Source organism: Pseudomonas sp. 05N433 (assembly GCF_056396925.1).
Genome location: NZ_JBFTML010000036.1, coordinates 74,500 through 94,154 on the forward strand (window position 1 = coordinate 74,500; position 19,655 = coordinate 94,154).

Here is a 19,655-nt window from a genome sequence, read left to right on the forward strand (position 1 = left end):
CTGTACTACTCGTCGATCTCCGAACCTTCAGAGTCGGAGATTTCTATTTCACCCCGATTGATCACGGCTTCCACACCAAAATCCGCGCCCGTGCGTTCGAAGTAAGCGATCAGCCGTAACAGGCTTTCCTCGGAAAATGGATTTCCCCTCAACGAAATATTATCTGCGACGTCCACCGGCAGTTCCGACAAGTCACTGGGCACCTCGGTGATGGCGTTGCCGCTCAAGTCTGCCCAGTCCAGCTCGGCCAGCTGTAACAGTCCATCCGGTATCCGGTTGATGCCGGTGTCGTTCAGCAGCACGGTCGCCAGTGCCGGCATCTGACTCACATCAGGCGTCTGTCCTAGCGGGTTCGAGCCCAGGTCGAGATAGTCGAGCTGTTCCATCCCCGCCAGGGCGGCGACCGATTCTGATGACAGACTGACGCGACACTCGGGGAGTGACATAGCCCTGAGTTGACCCATTTTGAACACCGCCTCCGGTATGTCGCCAAGGTCACAGCTGCGCAGCCTGAGGCTTTTCAGGTTGGGAAAGGACTCCAGGAAACGTCCGATGCGCGTCACCCCCTCCGCACTGCGAAACTCCAGTGACGACACATGGCTGAAATCAGCGCTCAGGGCAGGCAGTTCTCCATTGATGACCGTGGAAAGTGTCAGATCGTAGGTGGGTTCAAGCGTATCGCTGAAGTTATCCAGCTCCGCATCCCGTTGCCAGCAGTTCTCAAGGGCTTGCTTGAATTCGTCGCGGTTGGCGTGCTCGACAAGCAGTTGAGCTGCGCTGAAGGGTTCGTCTGTCAGTGGATGCAGGTCCGGAAGAGCGGCGGTCCAGGCAGACAGATCGTTCCTCAATTGGCTCAGCTCTTCTTCCAGGCGCGTCAACGCTACCCGACCTTCCTCCAGCGTGCCGGGCAATTCGTAGACGAACTCGCTGGCTTGCTCGACTTCCATGCCTGGGTAGAGTGCCCTGACACGATCAATGTCTGCCTCGGGTGCGAAAACGCCCATGTCGAAAGCGCTGTCGACGTGATGGTTTTTGATGAGTTGTCGCGAGCTGTCGGAAACCGGATTGTGCGTGAGGTGTATGCCACGCTTTTCATACAGCGGACTGTCGAACAAGGCTGCCGGCAGTTCGCTGATTCCATTGTTCATCAGCAGAAGGGTGTCCAGGCGCGGGTGTTGCAGAGTGCCGGGCGGGATTTCGGTCAGGTTGGTGCTGCTCAGGTCCAGATGGGTCAATTCAGTCATCGAGTCGATGCGGGGCACCGTTTCAAACGGGTTGCGGTAAAGATCCAGCATGGTCAGTTTGTTTAATGACGTCAGCTTCAACCAGGTGGGGGCGTCTACCCTGATGCCGCAATCGCTTAACACCAGCGCTTCAAGCTGCGGCATCCGGGTGATGGCATCGGGGAGGGTGGTCAGGGAGAAACGGCGCAGTTCCAGTCGGCGAAGTCCGCTGAAGCCCTGTAGAAAACCAGCAACACCTTGCGCTGCATGGCTGCCTTCCAGGGACAGCTGCGACACATGACTGAAATCTGCGGTCAACGATGGCAGATCACCCAGCATCGGTTCGTCGAACCTGAGCACGTACCGCTCCATGTCGTCCGCGGTGTCAAAATCCCGATCGGTTTGGCGCCGCCAGGCGCGCTGGATTTCCTGCGCCAGCAACCTGCGAATGTGTTGTTCGGCCTGGCGCTCCAGGGCGCTCAACGCAACCCCGGTGTCGGGGTGCGCCGTCGGGGCTTCGCTGATCCATCGACCCAGATCCAGATGCAATCGGTTCAGCTCGCGGTGTACGCGTGAGAGTGCTACCCGAGCGCCATCGGGGTGGCTTTGCAACGCCTGGACCACGGACTGCAATTGATCCTGGGACAGATCGGGATAAACCTCCCGGACCCTGTCGTTGAGGGTGGGTGTCATGCGATTGCCGCGGTCATAGCCCTCCGCACCACCAGGAAGGCGCATGGTGGTCGGGTCGTAGTAGGGTTTTCGATGGGGATGCCTGGCAAACAGAGTGCGTAGCGTCGGCTGGTCCAGCGCGTTTTCGGCAATGCGCTGTCTGAGGACCTGGGCGTCAGCGATGGCAGGGCTGAACGCATTGCGATGGGCCTGGGGCAACGTTTGAAAGAGTGCCTGGTAGAAATCACCGGGTGTCTCCTGATCAACGTGATAGGTGCCATCCTCGTTGGCCACCAGTGTTTTCACGATGGCTGCATCGGTCGGGCCAATGCTGTCGCGCACGGTGCCCTCGCTGGAGTAATCCCGCACCACTTCGATGCGTAGTCCGTCCGGCCAGCCGGGCAGTGCGTTCAGGCTGTGCAGGGCCACTCTGTGGGTGTCGACGTTTTCCAGCGCGTCGGTATAAAGGCCTTCATAGGCGCGGGTTGCGCGGACTGCCTCCATGGCTTTGTTCGCCGCGTCCTTTAGCCGCTGAGGCACGCGCCCACCGTGCAGCTGGCGTAACTCGGTGCCGGTGGCATTGCTCACCAGCTCTTGCGCCACATCGGTCGGCAGGCCCTGCACATCGGCGAGCAGTTGCTGAACCTGCACATCATCGGTGTGTTCCTGAGTGCTGTAGAGCCGCTCGAACAACGACTTGCGATATTGGCGGGCCAGTGTTGCCGTTTGCTGTCTGAAGGCTGGCGTTTGAGTTGCCGGTGTCGGCAGTGGCGTATCGACCGGCCATGAGTCATGGCGTGTCAGCAGTGCATGCTGCAGGGCGGTATCGGCTTTTTGATAGTGCCCGGGTTGATCGCTGCCGATCTGTTCGATAAACGTTTCGATGTCACGGTTGATCCGCCAACGCTTGATCGTGTCAGTCAGCAGCGAAGGCGGGCGATAGTTTTCGACATGCGCCTGGCGCAATACGTTGTCGTGGTAGCCGCTGATCCGCAGGATCTGTTCGCGCTCGGCACTGGTGAACGACTCGACACTATGGCCAAGACGACGCATGACCTTTTCCCGCTCCCAGTACAGCGGTTGCTCCAGTTCGGTTTGCCAGGCGCCGTGGTGGTTATGCCGCAGCGACGGCTGATAAGCATTGTTGCGGCGCGGATGCTCAATCTGGAACCTGTCCGACATGGGGTCGGGTTTCACTGAATACAGTTTTCCCTCAAGGCGCAGCATCGTTTTGCCCGCGTGTTGGTACAAGCCCAGATGATTGGGCTTTACCCCTTCGGGCAAACTGAGTGTCTGTTCATAAGGTGTGAGATCCGGCATCCAGTAACGGGTTTTGCCTCCGGCTGTGGCGACAGGTTTGAGCGGGTCGATGAGCGCGACGGCTTCACGGGGCAGAAGCCGGCTGAAGGCGCCGGCGGCGATTGCACCGCCCACCGCGAATGTCCCGACTTGAACGACGGTTTCGACGAACGTCATCAGGTGTCCGAACGCCTCTGTTTTCAGCCCTTCAGCCATGTCCACGATGCCTTCGAAGCTCTCGTCCAGTAACTGGTAGGCCATGTATCCCAGCATCAATTCACCAAACAACGGCACCAAGGGCGCCGCCACGAACGACGCAGCTTCAAGGATCCTGGAGGCCACTTTGCTGAAGGCATCCCACAATGCCCAGCGGGCGTCTCGATCGGCGCTGGCGGTGGAGACGGCGACAGTGCTGGCGTCGTTGAGGATTTTGTTCAGCTGCCGCTGATAGCCATGGTTCCACAGGTCCGCTTTGATCGGGAGCACGGAGAAACGCAGATTGGGACGCTCGACCGGCGTTTCGCGCCAGCTCGGCAATGGATCGCCGGGCTGGTGCTGATGCCAGGTCACGGTCTGGAGGCGGCTGTTGAGATCGGCGAAAAAGTGTCCGCGTTCCTTGTGCTCGACGAACCGGCTGAAGAACGTTTGATAAGCGGGTGTCCGCAGCTTGCGGGTCAGGTCGGTCATGAACGCCAGCGTGTCGGGGTATTGCTTGAGCGGATGTTCTGGGTCATCGGGAATATAGGCAATGAGCCGCGTACTCTTGCGTGCCCGCTCAAGGCTCGGCGCGAAAATGACAATGCCGGTCAGCGAGGATGACATCAGGGTCAGGTCGTGGCCATAGAGCGGCTGGCCATTGAGTCGCGCCCTCGAACCTCCTTCAACCATGCGCAGGAGCGCGAGGTGCGCATCATCTGGAATATCCTTGCGGATGTGTGCCATCTGCAGCGCCGACCTGAGTGCGGCCTTGTTCAGGCTGATCGTGCTGGATTTCAACGCGGCACCGGCCAACGGGTTGGTCAGCCCCACAAATTCCTTGAGATACGCGGTGTACTGGCCACCGATATCGAGTTCACGGCATAGCCGGGCGAAGGCCTGGACCGTGATTTTGTGCTTGATCGCCGGCAACGTTTCGAACTGCCCTGTGGACGACGGCTCGGTAATGAAGGTCGAAGCGGATTCGAAGGCATCTGCGGCTGTTTCCGATTCCTGGAAGTTATGCAGCGCGGCATCGAGCAGCGATACCGTCCAGGTGCGGGCGGCCCCGGTGTTGATTTTGAACAGGGTCGCGGTTTGTGGGATGTACAGGCGCAGGAAGGTGGTCTTGACGTCCAGTTCCAGACCAAACCGGGTTTTCAGGGCCGCGATGAGAAGGGGTTCGGCAAATGCCCGTGGGTTTTTCAGCGTGGACAGCTTTGAATCCAGACGATTTCTATGGTGCCAGTGTTCCTGGCTGAGCTTTTTCAGCGAGGCATGCTGTGAAGGTGTCGCGGTGCTATGCCATTGGGGAGTCGCAAGCGTGATGTTCTTGAGAGCGCAGCGGGTTTCAAGCGATGCCTCTAATGCCCAGGCGGGCAGATTGTTGAACAGGTGATGGTAATGATCATCCGGCTGCGTGACGAAGTGATCGTCGTCAGCGGCCCTAGGGTGATCGTTTTCGAGTTGGCTCATGCGCTATTCCCTTAGCGTTTGGATGAGTCGCCAGCAAAACAGACGATGAAGCACTGCGTGCGGTACATATTTACCGCATCGGTCGACAAGCCTGCCTATAACCTGTGCCGGCGGTTTAAACTGCGCCTTTGCGACCCTATATGTCGCATTGCCGTAAACCCGGGCAAAACCGGTGTTTGCGCTATAAGAAGTTGTCGCTTGGCGGCAAGGCCGGGCTGAAAACTGTCCTTACAATCCCCTCATCGCTCGCCAGTTTCAGGCGAGTGTTCCTCATCAGGAGACTCCGATGTCCGTTGAGCACGCTGCGGTAGAACGCGCCGATTTTGACCAGGTAATGGTTCCCAACTATGCGCCTGCCGCTTTCATTCCTGTGCGTGGCGCCGGTTCCCGTGTCTGGGACCAGACTGGCCGCGAGCTGATCGACTTCGCCGGCGGGATTGCCGTTAACGTACTGGGCCATGCGCACCCGGCGCTGGTCGCTGCCTTGACCGAACAGGCGAACAAGCTGTGGCACGTGTCCAACGTGTTCACCAATGAGCCGGCCTTGCGCCTGGCACATAAGCTGGTCGACGCTACGTTTGCCGATCGTGTGTTCTTCTGCAACTCCGGCGCCGAAGCTAACGAGGCCGCTTTCAAGCTGGCCCGTCGCGTGGCCCATGACCGTTTCGGTACCGAGAAGTACGAAATCGTTGCCGCGCTCAACAGCTTCCACGGCCGTACCCTGTTCACCGTGAACGTCGGTGGCCAGTCGAAGTATTCCGACGGCTTCGGTCCGAAGATCACCGGCATCACCCACGTGCCTTACAACGATCTGGCCGCGCTGAAAGCCGCTGTTTCCGACAAGACCTGCGCGGTGGTGCTGGAGCCGATCCAGGGCGAAGGCGGCGTACTGCCGGCCGAGCTGTCTTACCTGCAAGGCGCCCGTGAACTGTGCGATGCGCACAACGCGCTGCTGGTCTTCGACGAAGTCCAGACTGGCATGGGCCGCAGCGGTGAGCTGTTCGCCTACATGCATTACGGCGTGACCCCGGACATCCTGACCAGCGCCAAGAGCCTGGGCGGTGGTTTCCCGATCGCAGCGATGCTGACCACTGAAGACCTGGCTAAACATCTGGTTGTCGGCACCCATGGCACCACTTACGGCGGTAACCCGCTGGCATGCGCGGTCGCTGAAGCGGTGATCGACGTGATCAACACGCCCGAAGTGCTGAACGGTGTCAAAACCAAGCACGACAAGTTCAAGACCCGTCTTGAGCAGATCGGCGAGAAATACGGCCTCTTCACTCAGGTCCGTGGCCTGGGCCTGCTGCTCGGTTGCGTGCTGGCCGATGCCTGGAAAGGCAAGGCCAAGGACATCTTCAACGCCGCCGAGCGTGAAGGCTTGATGATTCTGCAAGCCGGCCCGGATGTGATTCGTTTCGCGCCAAGCCTGGTGGTTGAAGACGCCGATATCGATGCCGGTCTGGACCGCTTCGAACGCGCCGTGGCCAAGCTGACGCAAGCCTGATTCATACAGTGCTCCTCAGCGCCTATCGTAATAGATAGGCGTTGAGATTATTTCCTGTGCCGGGCCTGCCCGGCATTTTTTTCCCTGAGTTGGCGCAATTCGCCAACCTGATGTTAAGAAAGGAGTGACACCATGCTGGTGATGCGCCCCGCGCAAATGGCTGATCTGGGCGAGGTACAGCGTCTGGCTGCGGACAGCCCGATTGGTGTCACTTCCTTGCCGGATGACGTTGAACGCCTGAGCGACAAGATCGCCGCAAGCGAAGCCTCGTTCGCCGCCGAAGTGAGCTTCAACGGTGAAGAGAGCTATTTCTTCGTGCTCGAAGACACCGCCACTGGCAAGTTGGTCGGTTGTTCGGCCATCGTTGCCTCGGCCGGTTATTCCGAGCCGTTCTACAGCTTTCGAAACGAAACGTTCGTGCACGCCTCCCGCGAGCTGAAGATTCACAACAAGATCCACGTGCTCTCCCAGTGCCACGACCTGACCGGCAACAGCTTGCTGACCAGTTTCTACGTGCAGAGGGAGTTGGTGGGCACGCCTTGGGCGGAGCTCAACTCCCGTGGCCGTCTGTTGTTCGTGGCCAGCCATCCGGAGCGCTTTGCCGATTCCGTGGTGACCGAGATCGTCGGTTACAGCGATGAAAATGGCGACTCGCCGTTCTGGGATGCCATCGGTCGCAACTTCTTCGACCTCAACTACGCCGAAGCCGAGCGTCTGTGCGGTTTGAAGAGCCGCACGTTCCTCGCCGAGCTGATGCCGCATTACCCGATCTACGTGCCGTTGTTGCCGGACTCCGCTCAAGAGGCGATGGGCCAGGTGCACCCGCGGGCGCAAATCACCTTCGACATCCTGATGCGCGAAGGCTTCGAGACCGATCACTACATCGATATTTTCGATGGTGGCCCGACTCTGCATGCCCGCGTCTCGGGGATCCGTTCGATCGCCCAGAGCCGTGTGGTCCCGGTGAAAATCGGTGAGACGGTCAAAGGCGCCGGTCGTCAGTATCTGGTGGCCAATGCCCAGTTGCAGGATTACCGCGCCGTATTGCTCGAGCTCGATTACGCGCCGGGCAAACCGGTGACCCTGGATCTTGAAGCGGCCGAAGCCTTGGGCGTCGGTGAAGGTGCCAGCGTGCGCCTGGTGGCGGTTTGACGCCTGCTTCCTGGAGAGAAATGTCTGGAAAGCAGCGAAATTTCGCGGGTGGCGCAAGCGGCCCGTTTGAGGAGATAGCATGATCGTTCGTCCCGTACGCAGCAGCGATTTACCCGCTCTGATCGACCTGGCCCGCAGCACCGGCACCGGCCTGACCACTTTGCCGGCCAACGAAGAGCGTCTGGCCCATCGGGTTGGCTGGGCCGAGAAAACCTTCCGCGGCGAAGCCGGGCGGGGCGATGCGGACTACCTGTTCGTACTCGAAGATGACAATGGCCGCGTGGTGGGTATTTCCGCGATTGCCGGCGCCGTCGGCCTGCGTGAGCCCTGGTACAACTTCCGGGTGGGCCTGACGGTCAGTGCCTCGCAAGAGCTGAATATCTACCGCGAAATTCCGACGCTGTTCCTGGCCAACGACCTGACCGGCAACTCTGAACTGTGCTCGCTGTTCCTGCACGCCGATTACCGCAGTGGCCTCAACGGCCGCATGCTGGCCAAGGCGCGGCTGCTGTTCATCGCCGAGTTCCCGCAACTGTTCGGCAACAAGATCATCGCCGAGATGCGCGGCATGTCCGACGAAGCCGGGCGTTCACCGTTCTGGGAAAGCCTGGGCCGGCATTTCTTCAAGATGGAATTCAGCCAGGCCGATTACCTCACTGGCGTGGGCAACAAGGCGTTCATCGCCGAACTGATGCCGAAATTCCCGCTGTACACCTGCTTCCTGTCGCCAGACGCGCGCAACGTGATTGGCCAGGTTCACCCGGACACCGAGCCGGCCCTGGCGATGCTCAAGAGTGAAGGTTTCAGTTACCAAGGCTACGTCGACATTTTCGACGCAGGCCCTGCGGTGGAGTGCGAAACCGCCAAGATCCGCGCAGTGCGCGACAGCCAGGCGCTGGTGCTGGCCATCGGCACCCCGGGTGATGACGCCACGCCGTTCCTGATCCATAACCGCAAGCGCGAAGACTGCCGGATCACTGCCGCGCCAGCACGCTTTGCCGCTGGCACGTTGGTGGTTGATCCGCTGACCGCCAAACGTCTTCAACTCAACGCTGGCGATCAAGTACGCGCCGTTCCGTTGTCTGCAGCTCGGGAGTCGAAATAATGAATTCGCTATACATCGCCGGTGAATGGCTGGCCGGCCAGGGTGAAAGCTTTCAATCGGTCAACCCAGTGACCCAGCAAGTGCTGTGGGCCGGCGAAGGCGCCACTGCCGCTCAGGTCGAGTCGGCCGTGCAAGCCGCGCGTCAGGCATTCCCGGGCTGGGCCCGTCGTACCCTGGAAGAGCGCATCAGTGTGCTGGAAGCCTTTGCCGCCGCGCTGAAGAATCACGCCGACGAACTGGCTCGTACCATCGGTGAAGAAACCGGCAAACCCTTGTGGGAAGCGGYGACTGAAGTCACCAGCATGGTCAACAAGATTGCCATCTCGGTACAGAGCTACCGCGAACGCACCGGCGAGAAGAGCAGCCCGTTGGGCGATGCCACCGCTGTATTGCGTCACAAGCCGCACGGCGTAGTGGCGGTGTTCGGTCCTTACAACTTCCCTGGTCACTTACCGAACGGTCACATCGTGCCGGCGCTGCTGGCCGGTAACAGTGTGCTGTTCAAGCCCAGCGAACTGACACCGAAAGTCGCCGAACTGACGGTCAAGTGCTGGATCGAAGCCGGTCTGCCGGCCGGCGTGCTGAACCTGCTGCAAGGTGCTCGCGAAACCGGTATCGCCCTGGCGGCGAACCCGGGCATCGACGGTCTGTTCTTCACCGGTTCCAGCCGTACCGGCAATCATCTGCACAAGCAGTTTTCCGGTCGTCCAGACAAAATTCTCGCGCTGGAAATGGGCGGTAATAACCCGCTGGTGGTGGATCAGGTCGCTGATCTCGATGCGGCCGTTTACACCATCATTCAGTCGGCGTTCATTTCTGCCGGCCAGCGTTGCACTTGCGCCCGTCGCTTGCTGGTGCCGCAAGGCGCCTGGGGCGATACTCTGCTGGCGCGTCTGGTGGCGGTCAGCTCGACCCTTTCAGTCGGTGCGTTCGATCAGCAACCAGCACCGTTCATGGGCTCGGTGATTTCCCTCGGTGCTGCGAAAGCCCTGATGGAAGCGCAAGAGCATCTGCTGGCCAACGGCGCCGTGGCGCTGCTGGAAATGACTCAGCCCCAGGCTCAGGCTGCGTTGCTGACCCCGGGCATTCTGGACGTGACAGCGGTTGCCGATCGCCCTGACGAAGAGCTGTTCGGCCCGCTGCTGCAAGTGATCCGCTACGCTGATTTTGAAGCGGCGATCGCTGAAGCCAACGACACCGCTTATGGCCTGGCGGCTGGTTTGCTGTCGGATTCCGAAGCGCGTTATCAGCAATTCTGGCTGGAAAGCCGCGCCGGTATCGTCAACTGGAACAAGCAGCTGACCGGTGCGGCGAGCAGCGCGCCATTCGGCGGCGTCGGCGCCTCGGGCAACCATCGCGCCAGCGCCTACTACGCGGCGGATTACTGCGCGTACCCGGTGGCCTCGCTGGAAACCCCGAGCCTGACCTTGCCAGCGGCCCTTACGCCCGGCGTGCGCATGTCGTAAGACAGACCCTAGTAGCAGCCTATAACAACAGATTCTTGTGGAGCCTCGCTGATGAAATCCTTTGAAGTCAATTTTGACGGTCTAGTGGGGCCGACCCATAACTACGGTGGCCTGTCCTACGGCAACGTCGCCTCCCAGAGCAACAGCCAGCAATCCTCGAACCCGAAGGAAGCTGCGCTGCAAGGTCTGGCGAAAATGAAAGCGCTGATGGATATGGGCTTTCAGCAAGGCGTGCTCGCACCACAGGAACGCCCTGACGTAGCCGCCCTGCGTCGCTTGGGTTTCAGTGGCACCGACGCGCAAGTGATCGAGCAAGCCGCCAAAGACGCGATGCCGCTGCTGGTTGCCAGTTGCTCGGCGTCGAGCATGTGGGTGGCCAACGCCGCCACGGTCAGCCCGAGTGCCGACACCGCCGACGGTCGTGTGCATTTCACCGCCGCTAACCTGAACTGCAAATACCACCGCAGCATCGAGCACCCGACCACCAGTCGCGTGCTGGGCGCGATGTTCGCTGACCAGAAACACTTTGCCCACCACGCCGCGTTGCCGGCCGTGGCGCAGTTCGGTGACGAAGGCGCGGCCAACCACACCCGTTTCTGCCGTGACTACGGCGAAGCTGGCGTCGAGTTTTTCGTGTTCGGTCGTAGCGCGTTCGACACCCGTTATCCGTCCCCGCAGAAGTATCCGGCGCGCCAGACCCTGGAAGCCTCCCAGGCCGTCGCACGCCTGCATGGCTTGAGCGATGACGGCGTGGTCTACGCCCAGCAGAACCCTTCGGTGATCGATCAGGGCGTGTTCCATAACGACGTGATCGCCGTGGGCAACGGCGAGGTGCTGTTCTATCACGAGGACGCCTTCCTCGACACCGACCAGATGCTCGCTGAGCTGCAAGGTAAACTGGCAAAAGTCGGTGGGAAATTTCAGTCGATCTGCGTACCGCGTTCCGCGGTCACCGTGGAAGACGCCGTTCGTTCCTACCTGTTCAATAGCCAACTGCTGTCGCATCCTGACGGCTCCATGTTGTTGATCGTGCCGGAAGAATGCCATGGCAACGAACGCGTCTGGCAGTACCTGCAAGGCCTGACCAGCTCTGGCGGCCTGATCCGCGAAGTGAAAGTCTTCGATCTCAAGCAGAGCATGCAGAACGGCGGTGGCCCGGCTTGCCTGCGGTTGCGCGTCGCCCTCAACGAAACCGAACTGGCGGCCGTCAACCAAGGGGTTATCATGACGGCTCCGTTGTACGGCACATTGACCGAGTGGGTCGAAAAGCACTACCGCGACCGCATGACCGAAAACGATCTGGCGGACCCGCAATTGTTGCTTGAGTGCCGGACGGCACTGGATGAACTGACGCAAATCCTTAAACTGGGCGCGGTTTATCCATTCCAGATCAATTGATAGTCGGCGCGCTTTGGCTTTTTATATGAATGGCAAGCGCGCCGCTTAATCTCCAGATGAGAGCGTAAATACATGAGCGATACCCTGCAGCTGATCCTTGAAGACACCGACGGCACGCAACTGGAAACTTCCTGCACCCGCGTCGCGGTCATGTGGCAAGGCAAAGAGCTGTGGATCCAGCAGGACGGCCGTGGCCAGCTGCTGATCGGCGTGGACGTCGAAGAGGGTGACGCTGAATACGCTAACCTGCTGCTGCGCCCATTGGCGACTAATCTGGTAAGTCTGCAACTGGAGATGGAACCGGCTGATSTCGGTGATGATGAGGACCACGTGCACGGCCCGGATTGCAATCACGACCACTAAGGAAACCGCTCTATGCTCGCCCTCGGCAAACTGCTTGAACTGACCCTCGCCGGCCGCGAACCGGCGGAGAAGACTCAACTGACTGTCGAAGGCGTACGGATGCGCTGGTTGAGCGAAGGTGCGCTGGAAGTCCGGCCACCTGAAGCTCGCGACAATGGCCTGGACCTGCTGCTGTCGGCCGGTATCCATGGCAACGAAACAGCGCCGATCGAGCTGCTCGATCGCCTGTTGCATGACATCGCCCGCGGTGACTTGAAGCCGCGCGCCCGTATTCTGTTCCTGTTCGGCAATCCCGAGGCCATCCGTCGCGGTGAGCGTTTCATCGAGCAGGACGTCAATCGGCTGTTCAACGGCCGTCACGAACAAAGCAGCGGTTCCGAGGCCTTGCGCGCTTGTGAGCTGGAGCGGCTGGCGGCGACGTTCTTCAGCCTGCCGGACCGTAATCGTCTGCACTACGACCTGCACACGGCAATCCGTGGCTCGAAAATCGAGCAATTCGCCCTCTACCCCTGGAAAGAAGGACGTCAGCATTCACGCCAGGAGCTGGCTCGCTTGCGCGCCGCCGGCATGGAAGCGGTGCTGTTGCAGAACAAACCCTCCATCGTCTTCAGCTCCTACACCTACGACAAGCTCGATGCCGAGTCCTTCACCCTGGAGCTGGGCAAGGCCCGGCCCTTCGGGCAGAACGAAGGGGTCAACGTCAGCCTGCTGGAAACCCGCCTGAAGCAGATCATCGAAGGCACCGAGCCGCCAATGACCGATGAAGGGCTGGAAGGGTTGCAGTTGTTCAGCGTGGCCCGGGAAGTGATCAAGCACAGCGATAACTTCCGCCTGAACCTGCCGGCGGACATCGAAAACTTTTCGGAATTGAAAGTGGGTTATGTGCTGGCCGAGGATATCGCCAATACCCGCTGGATCATCGAAGAGCAGGGCGCCCGGATCATCTTCCCGAACCCCAGGGTCAAGAACGGCCTGCGCGCCGGCATCCTGATCGTACCGACCACCGACGAAAACCTGGTCTGACTGTCGTGGAGTGATCGTTCCCACGCAGAGCGCGGGAACGATCGTCTAACTAGACGGCTACCGCGCGAGGCTCGCTGCGGCGCAATGCGCGAGTCTTGTGCAGCGTATCTGCACACGTCTTCGCCGCTTCCTGACCTTTATGCACGAAATGCTCGAAGAAGAACTTCTGGTGTTCTTCACCGGCATGGAAGTGGTGCGGGGTCAAAACCACCGAGAACACTGGCACTTCGGTTTCCAGCTGAACCTGCATCAGGCCGCTGATCACCGACTGGGCGACGAATTCGTGGCGATAGATGCCGCCATCGACCACCAGGCCCGCGGCGACGATGCCGGCATAACGACCGGACTTGGCCAGCAACTTGGCGTGCAGCGGAATTTCAAAGGCGCCACCGACTTCGAAGAAATCGATGTCCGACTCCTGATAACCCTGGGCAATCATTTCAGCGACGAAGCCTTTACGGCTCTGATCGACGATTTCCTTGTGCCAACAGGCCTGGATGAACGCGACGCGCTCGCCCTGATGGTTTTTGCTTTTGCTATCGATTGCGGTGGGTTGCATGTTCTGACTCCTGTTTGTGTGAAAAACAGGGCGTTATGAATCGAATGGGATTTAAGGGTACGCAGGCACACGTGTCTGCGGACGGCGCTTTGGTACGGAACCTGGGCGGCGTCAATCCCGTTCTCTCTTCATCCGGACTATGACCGTCGGCCCCGGGATCACACCGGGTCTGCTGACCTTGCCGCCATCACAGCCATTGCCGTGCCTGTCGCCAAGCGCTCGCGGGCTATGCGCATTGCGCGCAATTACCGCCGGTGGGGAATTACACCCCGCCCTGAGAACGTTTTGCCGCCAGATTGTTTGGCGGCGAAGCGTTTTTAACACATATTTATGGGGCGTGCATGGCTGCTTTCTGATGATTGCTATCGGCTTTTCCGAAGGCATACAGCCTCTTTTCCTCGTTCAAGGCTTGATTAATTGTCGGCATGACCGCAGTAATTCCTTTCCGAAACGGATTTTTCCCCTGTTTACCGAGGCCAGATTCATGAGCGTTATCGATCTTCGCAGCGACACCGTCACCCAACCGACCGCAGGGATGCTCGACGCGATGGCCAATGCCGCCACCGGTGACGACGTTTATGGCGAAGATCCGACGGTCAATCGCCTGGAAGCCGAGCTGGCAACACGACTGGGTTTTGCCGCGGCGCTGTTTGTTCCAACGGGCACCATGAGCAACCTGCTGGGCTTGATGGCCCACTGCGAGCGCGGTGACGAATACATTGTCGGTCAGCAGGCCCACACCTATAAGTACGAAGGTGGTGGCGCGGCGGTGCTTGGTTCGATCCAGCCGCAGCCGCTGGAAGTGCAAGCCGATGGTTCGCTGGACCTGGCGCAAGTCGCCGCCGCGATCAAACCGGACGACTTCCACTTCGCGCGCACCCGTTTGCTGGCACTGGAAAACACCATGCAGGGCAAGGTGCTGCCGCTGGAGTACCTGGCCCAGGCTCGCCGCTTCACTCGTGAGCATGGCCTGGCGCTGCATCTGGATGGCGCACGGCTCTACAACGCGGCGGTCAAGCTGGGTGTCGATGCCCGGGAGATCACTCAGCATTTCGATTCGGTGTCGGTCTGTCTCTCCAAAGGCCTGGGTGCGCCAGTCGGTTCGGTGCTGTGCGGCTCGGTCGAGTTGATCGCCAAGGCTCGGCGTTTGCGCAAGATGGTCGGTGGCGGCATGCGCCAGGCCGGGATTCTCGCGGCGGCGGGGCTGTATGCGCTGGATAATAATGTTCAGCGCCTGGCCGACGACCATGCCAACGCACAATGGCTGGCCGAAGGCCTGCGAGCGGCGGGGTATGAGGTCGAGCCAGTGCAGACCAACATGGTTTACGTGAAAATGGGCGACAAGGCCGAAGCGATCAAGGCCTTCGCCGCGACACGCGGGGTCAAGCTCAGCGCTGCCGCTCGTCTGCGAATGGTCACGCACATGGACGTCAACCGTACGCAAATCGAGCAGGTCGTCGCTACATTCGTCGAGTTTTCCCGCATCTGATCGCGTTAGCGGTCCAATTGACCGTTTCTATCGTATAAACACGCTGTACCCCGCGCGCAGGGCCGATATAATGCGGCCCTTTGCCGTCGCTTCGTCTGTTGACGTTTCGCACAGGCCTTTGGCCGCAGCCTCCGTGGAAGAACCTAATGAAAAGCGCAGAAATCCGTGAAGCCTTCCTTCGCTTCTTCGAAGAGCAAGGCCACACCCGTGTAGCCTCCAGCTCTTTGATTCCGGGCAACGACCCAACCCTGCTGTTCACTAACGCGGGGATGAACCAGTTCAAGGACTGCTTCCTGGGCCAGGAAAAGCGCGCGTACACCCGCGCCGTCAGCAGCCAGAAATGCGTGCGTGCCGGCGGCAAGCACAACGACCTGGAAAACGTCGGTTATACCGCCCGTCACCACACCTTCTTCGAAATGCTGGGTAACTTCAGCTTCGGTGATTATTTCAAGCGTGACGCCATTACCTTTGCCTGGACGTTCCTGACCTCCGACAAATGGCTGAACCTGCCGAAAGAAAAGCTCTGGGTGACCGTCTACGCCAGCGATGACGAGGCCTACGACATCTGGACCAAAGAAGTCGGTGTACCGGCCGAGCGCATGGTTCGCATCGGCGACAACAAGGGCGCGCCGTACGCTTCCGACAACTTCTGGACCATGGGCGATACCGGCCCGTGCGGTCCTTGCACCGAGATCTTCTACGATCACGGCGCCGACATCTGGGGGGGGCCACCGGGCTCGCCGGAAGAAGACGGCGACCGTTACATCGAAATCTGGAACAACGTGTTCATGCAGTTCAACCGCACCGCCGATGGCGTGTTGCACCCGTTGCCAGCCCCGTCGGTGGACACCGGCATGGGTCTTGAGCGGATCAGTGCCGTGCTGCAGCACGTTCACTCGAACTATGAAATCGACCTGTTCCAGAGCCTGCTGAGCGCATCGGCCAAGGCCATCGGTTGCACCAACGACAATCAGGCTTCCCTGAAAGTCGTGGCTGACCACATCCGTTCCTGCGGCTTCCTGATTGCCGACGGCGTGCTGCCGTCCAACGAAGGTCGCGGTTATGTACTGCGCCGGATCATTCGTCGCGCTTGCCGTCACGGCAACAAACTGGGCGCCAAGGGCAGCTTCTTCTACCAGATCGTTGCAGCCCTGGTCGCCGAGATGGGCGAAGCGTTCCCTGAACTGAAATCCCAGCAGGCGCACATCGAGCGCGTGCTGAAGGCCGAAGAAGAGCAATTCGCCAAGACTCTGGAGCAGGGCCTGAAGATCCTCGAGCAGGATCTGGCCGAACTCAAAGGCGACGTGGTGCCGGGCGACGTGGTGTTCAAGCTTTACGACACCTACGGTTTCCCGATGGACCTGACCGGCGACATCGCCCGTGAGCGCAGCCTGACCATCGACGAAGCAGGCTTCGAGCGCGAGATGGAAGCCCAGCGCGTGCGTGCCCGTTCCGCCAGCTCCTTCGGCATGGACTACAACAGCCTGGTCAAGGTTGATGTGGCCACCGAGTTCACCGGTTACACCGCTCACAGCGGTTCCGCCAAAATCGTTGCTCTCTATAAAGAAGGGCAATCGGTTGACGTACTGAGCGAAGGCGAAGAGGGCGTCGTCGTTCTCGATCAGACGCCGTTCTATGCCGAATCCGGCGGTCAGATTGGTGATTGCGGCTTCCTCCAGGCTGGCGCTGCGCGTTTCGACGTGCGCGACACCACCAAGACCGGCGGTGCGTTCCTGCACCACGGTGTGCTGGATTCGGGCAGCCTGATCGTAGGTGCTCCGGTGGAGACTCATGTCGATGCCGAAGTGCGCCATGCGACGTCGCTGAACCACTCGGCGACTCACTTGTTGCACGCTGCATTGCGTCAGGTGCTGGGCGAGCACGTTCAGCAGAAAGGCTCGTTGGTCGACAGTCAGCGTCTACGCTTTGACTTCAGCCACTTCGAAGCGATCAAGCCTGAGCAGTTGAAGGCGCTGGAAGACATCGTCAACGCCGAGATTCGCAAGAACTCCGAAGTTGAAACCGAAGAAACCGACATCGAAACCGCCAAGCAGAAAGGCGCCATGGCGCTGTTCGGCGAGAAGTACGGCGACAGCGTACGTGTGCTGAGCATGGGCGATTTCTCCGTCGAGCTGTGCGGCGGTATTCACGCCACCCGTACCGGCGACATCGGTCTGCTGAAAATCATCAGCGAAGGCGGTGTGGCTTCGGGTGTGCGTCGTATCGAGGCAGTCACCGGTGCCGCGGCACTGGCCTACTTGAATGCTGCAGAAGAACAACTCAAGGAAGCGGCCAACCTGGTCAAGGGCAGCCGCGATAACCTGATCGACAAGCTGTCGGCTGTGCTGGAGCGCAACCGTCTGCTGGAGAAGCAACTCGAGCAGTTGCAGGCCAAGGCGGCCAGTGCGGCGGGCGACGATCTGTCGGCTTCTGCCCTGGACGTCAAAGGCGTGAAAGTGCTGGCCGTGCGTCTGGACGGTCAGGACGGCAAGGCGCTGCTGGCGCTGGTCGATCAACTGAAAAACAAACTCGGCCGCGCAGTGATCCTGCTCGGCAGTGTCCATGAGGAAAAGGTCGTTCTGGTTGCAGGCGTGACCAAAGACCTGACTGGCCAACTCAAAGCCGGTGATTTGATGAAGCAGGCTGCTGCGGCAGTGGGCGGGAAGGGCGGTGGTCGTCCAGACATGGCGCAGGGCGGTGGTACTGACGCTGGCGCACTGGATGCTGCATTGGCCCTGACTGTTCCATTTGTAGAGCAGGGTTTATAAGGCAGTGTGCCTGGTCCGCGGTCTAGTAGCGGGCCAGAACGCTGTTTGAGTGATTTATTGGGCGCCCTTCATGGGCAGAGGCGGCTTTGAAATGGCTTTGATCGTACAGAAATTTGGAGGCACCTCAGTCGGCACTGTCGAGAGAATCGAGCAGGTCGCCGACAAGGTTAAGAAATTCCGCGATGCGGGCGATGACCTGGTGGTTGTGCTGTCTGCAATGAGCGGCGAAACCAACCGTCTGATCGATCTGGCCAAGCAAATCAGTGGCGACGGCCAACCGGTTCCACGCGAACTGGATGTGATCGTTTCCACCGGTGAGCAGGTGACGATTGCACTGTTGGCCATGGCGCTGATCAAGCGTGGCGTGCCAGCGGTGTCGTACACCGGCAACCAGGTACGGATTCTGACGGATAGCGCGCACAATAAAGCGCGTATCTTGCAGATTGATGACCAGAAGATTCGCGGTGACCTGAAGGCCGGTCGTGTGGTGGTTGTCGCCGGTTTCCAGGGCGTCGACGAGCACGGCAATATCACCACGCTCGGTCGTGGCGGTTCCGACACCACTGGCGTGGCGCTGGCGGCAGCCCTGAAGGCTGACGAATGCCAGATCTACACCGACGTCGACGGCGTCTACACCACCGACCCGCGTGTGGTGTCCGTGGCTCAGCGTCTGGACAAGATCACCTTCGAAGAGATGCTGGAAATGGCCAGCCTCGGTTCCAAGGTGTTGCAGATCCGTGCGGTCGAGTTCGCCGGCAAGTACAACGTTCCGCTGCGCGTACTGCACAGCTTCAAGGAGGGTCCGGGCACCCTCATTACTATTGATGAAGAGGAAACCATGGAACAGCCGATCATTTCCGGCATCGCTTTCAACCGCGATGAAGCCAAGCTGACCATCCGTGGCGTGCCAGACACCCCGGGCGTGGCGTTCAAGATTCTCGGCCCGATCAGCGCCGCGAACATCGAAGTCGACATGATCGTGCAGAACGTTGCGCACGATAACACCACCGACTTCACCTTCACCGTGCACCGTAACGACTACCAGGCGGCGCAATCCGTGCTGGAAAACACCGCTCGCGAGATCGGTGCCCGTGAAGTCGTTGGCGACACCAAGATTGCCAAGGTCTCGATCGTTGGCGTCGGCATGCGCTCCCACGCAGGCGTGGCCAGCCGCATGTTCGAATCCCTGGCGAAAGAAAGCATCAACATCCAGATGATCTCGACTTCGGAAATCAAGGTGTCCGTGGTGATCRAAGAGAAGTACCTGGAACTGGCTGTGCGCGCCCTGCACACAGCTTTCGAACTGGACGCGCCGGCCCGACAGGGCGAGTAATGCGTTCCCCCCGAAGGGCGCGGTCTGACCGCGCCCTTCGTTTTTTTGAATGGTGCGTACCAAAACTGTTCTTTTGCTCGCGCTAGTCAATACTCAGGCATGTAGGGCTACGACCTTTTCGGTTGTAGGTCGAATGCCTTTTTTTTGCAGACTGTTGTCCCTGAAATGAAATGCGTGAGGAGAAAGGTATGCTGATTCTGACTCGTCGGTGCGCAGAAAGCCTGATTATTGGTGATGGCGAAATCACCGTGACCGTGCTCGGCGTTAAAGGAAATCAAGTGCGTATTGGTGTCAACGCCCCGAAAGAGGTGGCTGTGCACCGTGAGGAAATTTACCTGCGTATCAAGAAAGAGAAGGACGAAGAACCAAGCCATTAATTTTTATCGTTTTTTATGTTTGCAAACGGGGATAAAGCTGGTTAATATACGCCCCGTGTTGCGGAGAGCTGGCCGAGTGGCCGAAGGCGCTCCCCTGCTAAGGGAGTACACCTCAAAAGGGTGTCGGGGGTTCGAATCCCCCGTTCTCCGCCATTATTTGTTTAGTACGTTGTAATCTGGCTTCTTCGGTAAGTTGTTGAAATTACTAGAAAAAGTGCTTTACAAAAAGATTTAACGGCCTATAATGCGC

At 59.6% G+C, this 19,655-nt stretch carries 13 protein-coding genes, 1 tRNA gene and 1 riboswitch; of the genes, 12 read left to right on the plus strand and 2 right to left on the minus strand.

The genetic code is table 11. The features are described from left to right. Positions 1-5: 5 nt before the first annotated feature. Positions 6-4,865, minus strand: coding sequence for a dermonecrotic toxin domain-containing protein (locus tag AC1DIS_RS19250; protein WP_477744615.1), 4,860 nt, complete (start codon positions 4,863-4,865; stop codon positions 6-8). 286 nt (positions 4,866-5,151) lie between these two features. On the opposite strand from AC1DIS_RS19250, the gene AC1DIS_RS19255 reads away from it, so the two are divergent. From AC1DIS_RS19255 to astE, 7 genes are all read left to right on the plus strand, one after another. Beyond that, positions 5,152-6,372, plus strand: a complete 1,221-nt coding sequence (locus AC1DIS_RS19255; protein ID WP_064616456.1) for an aspartate aminotransferase family protein — start codon at positions 5,152-5,154, stop codon at positions 6,370-6,372. Positions 6,373-6,504: 132 nt separating this feature from the next. Next, positions 6,505-7,524: an arginine/ornithine succinyltransferase subunit alpha gene (aruF, locus tag AC1DIS_RS19260; RefSeq protein WP_428635323.1), complete on the plus strand. Its 1,020-nt coding sequence runs from the start codon at positions 6,505-6,507 to the stop codon at positions 7,522-7,524. Between the two features lie 79 nt (positions 7,525-7,603). Further along, positions 7,604-8,629, plus strand: coding sequence for an arginine N-succinyltransferase (astA, locus tag AC1DIS_RS19265; protein WP_018926391.1), 1,026 nt, complete (start codon positions 7,604-7,606; stop codon positions 8,627-8,629). Further along, on the plus strand, positions 8,626-10,095 hold the full coding sequence (astD, locus tag AC1DIS_RS19270) for a succinylglutamate-semialdehyde dehydrogenase (RefSeq protein WP_477781035.1): 1,470 nt from the start codon (positions 8,626-8,628) through the stop codon (positions 10,093-10,095). Before astA ends, astD begins: the two co-directional genes overlap by 4 nt. 51 nt (positions 10,096-10,146) lie before the next feature. Next, positions 10,147-11,493, plus strand: coding sequence for an N-succinylarginine dihydrolase (astB, locus tag AC1DIS_RS19275; protein WP_477744616.1), 1,347 nt, complete (start codon positions 10,147-10,149; stop codon positions 11,491-11,493). 72 nt (positions 11,494-11,565) lie between these two features. Beyond that, positions 11,566-11,856, plus strand: a complete 291-nt coding sequence (locus AC1DIS_RS19280) for a topoisomerase II (RefSeq protein WP_477781033.1) — start codon at positions 11,566-11,568, stop codon at positions 11,854-11,856. A 12-nt stretch (positions 11,857-11,868) separates the two neighbouring features. After that, positions 11,869-12,879 carry a succinylglutamate desuccinylase gene (gene astE, locus AC1DIS_RS19285; protein ID WP_064616460.1) on the plus strand — a complete coding sequence of 337 codons (1,011 nt, stop codon included), beginning with the start codon at positions 11,869-11,871 and terminating at the stop codon, positions 12,877-12,879. 49 nt (positions 12,880-12,928) lie between these two features. Here the strand turns inward: astE and AC1DIS_RS19290 are convergent, their stop codons facing one another. Beyond that, positions 12,929-13,438: a 6,7-dimethyl-8-ribityllumazine synthase gene (locus tag AC1DIS_RS19290; protein ID WP_019582888.1), complete on the minus strand. Its 510-nt coding sequence runs from the start codon at positions 13,436-13,438 to the stop codon at positions 12,929-12,931. A gap of 115 nt (positions 13,439-13,553) precedes the next feature. Next, positions 13,554-13,724: riboswitch (FMN riboswitch) on the minus strand. Positions 13,725-13,922: 198 nt separating this feature from the next. On the opposite strand from AC1DIS_RS19290, the gene ltaE reads away from it, so the two are divergent. The 5 genes from ltaE (at position 13,923) to AC1DIS_RS19315 (ending at position 19,558) form a co-directional block, all read left to right on the plus strand. Next, the gene (ltaE, locus tag AC1DIS_RS19295) at positions 13,923-14,927 is read left to right on the plus strand and encodes a low-specificity L-threonine aldolase (protein ID WP_138866954.1); all 1,005 of its coding nucleotides are present in this window, start codon (positions 13,923-13,925) and stop codon (positions 14,925-14,927) included. Positions 14,928-15,073: 146 nt separating this feature from the next. Beyond that, on the plus strand, positions 15,074-17,695 hold the full coding sequence (alaS, locus tag AC1DIS_RS19300) for an alanine--tRNA ligase (RefSeq protein WP_018926383.1): 2,622 nt from the start codon (positions 15,074-15,076) through the stop codon (positions 17,693-17,695). Between the two features lie 91 nt (positions 17,696-17,786). Continuing rightward, positions 17,787-19,028, plus strand: a complete 1,242-nt coding sequence (locus tag AC1DIS_RS19305) for an aspartate kinase (RefSeq protein ID WP_477781034.1) — start codon at positions 17,787-17,789, stop codon at positions 19,026-19,028. Between the two features lie 188 nt (positions 19,029-19,216). Then, a complete protein-coding gene (gene csrA, locus AC1DIS_RS19310; RefSeq protein ID WP_002554426.1) occupies positions 19,217-19,405 on the plus strand; it encodes a carbon storage regulator CsrA in 189 nt (62 codons plus the stop codon). Positions 19,406-19,467: 62 nt separating this feature from the next. Beyond that, positions 19,468-19,558: transfer RNA gene (locus AC1DIS_RS19315), tRNA-Ser, on the plus strand. The last annotated feature ends 97 nt before the right edge of the window (positions 19,559-19,655 follow it).

Coding starts and splice junctions, on each gene's coding strand:
- astB (WP_477744616.1), top strand. CDS start 10,147: ATGAAATCCTTTGAAGTCAATTTTGACGGTCTAGTGGGGCCGACCCAT.
- AC1DIS_RS19250 (WP_477744615.1), bottom strand. CDS start 4,865: ATGAGCCAACTCGAAAACGATCACCCTAGGGCCGCTGACGACGATCAC.
- ltaE (WP_138866954.1), top strand. CDS start 13,923: ATGAGCGTTATCGATCTTCGCAGCGACACCGTCACCCAACCGACCGCA.
- csrA (WP_002554426.1), top strand. CDS start 19,217: ATGCTGATTCTGACTCGTCGGTGCGCAGAAAGCCTGATTATTGGTGAT.
- astE (WP_064616460.1), top strand. CDS start 11,869: ATGCTCGCCCTCGGCAAACTGCTTGAACTGACCCTCGCCGGCCGCGAA.
- AC1DIS_RS19255 (WP_064616456.1), top strand. CDS start 5,152: ATGTCCGTTGAGCACGCTGCGGTAGAACGCGCCGATTTTGACCAGGTA.
- alaS (WP_018926383.1), top strand. CDS start 15,074: ATGAAAAGCGCAGAAATCCGTGAAGCCTTCCTTCGCTTCTTCGAAGAG.
- AC1DIS_RS19290 (WP_019582888.1), bottom strand. CDS start 13,438: ATGCAACCCACCGCAATCGATAGCAAAAGCAAAAACCATCAGGGCGAG.
- aruF (WP_428635323.1), top strand. CDS start 6,505: ATGCTGGTGATGCGCCCCGCGCAAATGGCTGATCTGGGCGAGGTACAG.
- astA (WP_018926391.1), top strand. CDS start 7,604: ATGATCGTTCGTCCCGTACGCAGCAGCGATTTACCCGCTCTGATCGAC.